We start from the raw sequence: 2,193 nt of genomic DNA on the forward strand, positions 1-2,193 counted from the left end.
GCCGATACCGGCATGCACATGTCTCACTGCCTGATAATCATGGCTCTGGCCATGAGCTTCGCCATGACGCTGCCTATCAGCACTCCTCCGAATGCTCTGGCTTATGCTACAGGCGATATCACCAACAAGGACATGATGAAGTCCGGCGGTTTGGTTTCTGTAATCTGCATGCTGGTGGCTTTTGCCGCTCTCTATGTCATTGAGCAATTCTCCTGATATTGCTCCCGAGGCCTCCCGCGGGAAGATTATTGCGCTGGCAGACTGCAATAACTTCTTCGTTTCCTGCGAGAGGCTTTTTCGGCCCGATCTTAAGAACCGCCCGGTGGTGGTTCTTTCCAACAATGACGGCTGTGTGATTTCCCGTTCCAACGAAGCCAAGGCTCTCGGCATCAAAATGGGAGTTCCGTTCTTCCAGATCGCCGATCTGGCCCGCCGGTATCGCATCGCCGCCTTCAGTTCAAATTTTCCGCTGTATCTTGACATCTCCCGCAGAGTGACCAGCACCCTGGAGGAATTCTGTCCCCGGCTGGAGAACTACAGCGTTGACGAATCCTTTCTGGATCTTTCCGGTCTGGACAGGCTTTACGATATTCCGGCATACTGCCTTAAAATCAGAGAGACAGTAACCCGGAATACCGGTATTCCCATATGCGTGGGGGCGGCCGCCACCAAAACCCTGGCCAAGGCGGCCAATCATGCCGCAAAAAAGAACTTTATTCCGGGAGGAGCGGCGGTGATTCTTGATGAGGTCACCCGAAGAAGGGTTCTTAAATGGACGCCGGTGGGAGATATCTGGGGGGTGGGATCCCGGCTGGAGCCCAAAATCCGCGAAATTCTGCATGCCGGGGATGCCTGGGAATTTGCCGAATGCGACGAATACCGCCTCCGGCATAACTTTAACAAAACCGTTTACGGCACCTGGAAGGAGCTTAACGGGGAGAGCTTTTTTGAGCTGGAGGATCAGCCCCGCCCGAAAAAGCAGATGATGTGGAGCCGCACCTTCGGAAACCGGATTGCGGATTTCGGCCTCCTCCGGGAAACCATGGCCGGATTTGCCGTAAGCATTATGCAGAAGCTCCGGGAGGAACGCCAGTATGCCGGAACCATGGGGATCTTCATAAGCTCCAGCCCCTTTGATCCCCGGCCCTGCAGCGATTCCGCCACTCTGGATCTGGGGTATCCCGTAAACGACACCGTAACCGTGCTTAACGGTCTTAATTTCCTTCTGGAAAAAATCTTCCGGCCGGGGGTGCCCTATGCCCGGGGCGGCATCATTCTCTGCGATCTCTCCCTGACGCCGGAGTTTCAGACGGATCTCTTCGATCCCGTAAAACAGCCCGGGCCGGATGATGAAAAGCGGAAAAAACTGATGGCCACCATTGATCTCATAAACTCCCGGGGCCGGAACACCATTTTCTTCGCGGCGCAGGGCCGGGCCGGAACCGCCAAGGTCTCCCGGCAGACCCGATTATCCCCGGCCTATACCACCTCCTGGAAGGATGTGCCTAAGGTACGGTGACTTAATTACTGCCGGAAAGCTGCTCCTTAAGAGCCTGGGCGGCTTCGTCGGCCTTCTTTTTCTGGGCCTCCAGCTCTTCATTCAGGGAATTTGCGGCAGCCTCGGCCTTCTTCTTCTCAGCCTCCAGCTGTTCATTCAGAGAGTTTGCCGCAGCTTCGGCCTTCTTCTTCTCGGCTTCCAGCTGTTCATTCAGGGAATTTGCGGCAGCCTCAGCCTTCTTCTTCTCGGCCTCCAGCTTATCCTGAAAAGCTTTGGCGGCTTCATCAGCCTTCTTCTTTTCCGCTTCAATGCGGCTTTGAAGATCTTGGGCGGAATTCCCGGCGGCGCTCTTGCTTATTTCAGCCGGAGCGGCCGTCTCTTCCTTTCCGGAGACGCCGGTGTTTGCCGCGCCGGAAGCTTCGGAAGCCGCCGGACTTGCAGCGCCTGCTGCCGGAGCCTCGGAGTCGCCGCAGGCGCTTAACAGCAGCGCGGCAATGCCCAAACCGGCCATAGCCCGGCAGATTTTACTCATGGTCGTTTTCGTAGTCTTTTGCATGGTCATATTATTTTCCTCTGTGTGTAATCAGGTTAAAAAAGGTCTGCCCCGGAGAGATAAAGCAGTCCTGCTTTGTTCATCTTCCGGAAAGCCGTCTCTGATGGTATATCTGACGTTGCAGGATAGAATATCATGCTAA

Annotated in this window: 3 protein-coding genes; 2 read left to right on the forward strand and 1 reads right to left on the reverse strand. The window is 55.2% G+C overall.

All coding sequences use genetic code 11. The features are described from left to right. On the forward strand, positions 1-216 hold a 216-nt coding region (locus tag ACJROR_RS07525; protein WP_406546584.1), incomplete at its 5' end, for an anion permease. After that, positions 194-1,519: a Y-family DNA polymerase gene (locus ACJROR_RS07530; RefSeq protein WP_406546585.1), complete on the forward strand. Its 1,326-nt coding sequence runs from the start codon at positions 194-196 to the stop codon at positions 1,517-1,519. The genes ACJROR_RS07525 and ACJROR_RS07530, both read left to right, overlap by 23 nt. 1 nt (position 1,520) lies before the next feature. On the opposite strand, the gene ACJROR_RS07535 is transcribed toward ACJROR_RS07530, so the two are convergent. Continuing rightward, positions 1,521-2,060, reverse strand: coding sequence for a hypothetical protein (locus ACJROR_RS07535; protein WP_406546586.1), 540 nt, complete (start codon positions 2,058-2,060; stop codon positions 1,521-1,523). Positions 2,061-2,193: the final 133 nt, after the last annotated feature.

This window comes from Succinimonas sp. (genome assembly GCF_045225735.1).
In the GTDB taxonomy this organism is placed as follows: Bacteria; Pseudomonadota; Gammaproteobacteria; order Enterobacterales; family Succinivibrionaceae; genus Succinimonas.